The sequence below is a fragment of the Kluyvera sp. Awk 3 genome (genome assembly GCF_028069715.1).
GTDB lineage: Bacteria > Pseudomonadota > Gammaproteobacteria > Enterobacterales > Enterobacteriaceae > Kluyvera > Kluyvera georgiana_A.
The window spans coordinates 1-275 of sequence record NZ_JANEWH010000348.1; the positions used below are offsets into that span (position 1 = coordinate 1).

At 50.9% G+C, this 275-nt stretch carries 1 rRNA gene; it reads right to left on the minus strand.

The annotated features are described in order from the left end of the window. Positions 1-275: ribosomal RNA gene (locus tag NNN71_RS25055) — 23S ribosomal RNA — on the minus strand; the annotation flags it as partial.

Sequence of the window (275 nt, forward strand, 5' to 3'; positions counted from 1 at the left end):
CCATCAATTAACCTTCCGGCACCGGGCAGGCGTCACACCGTATACGTCCACTTTCGTGTTTGCACAGTGCTGTGTTTTTAATAAACAGTTGCAGCCAGCTGGTATCTTCGACTGATTTCAGCTCCATCCGCAAGGGACTTCACCTACGTATCAGCGTGCCTTCTCCCGAAGTTACGGCACCATTTTGCCTAGTTCCTTCACCCGAGTTCTCTCAAGCGCCTTGGTATTCTCTACCTGACCACCTGTGTCGGTTTGGGGTACGATTTGATGTTACC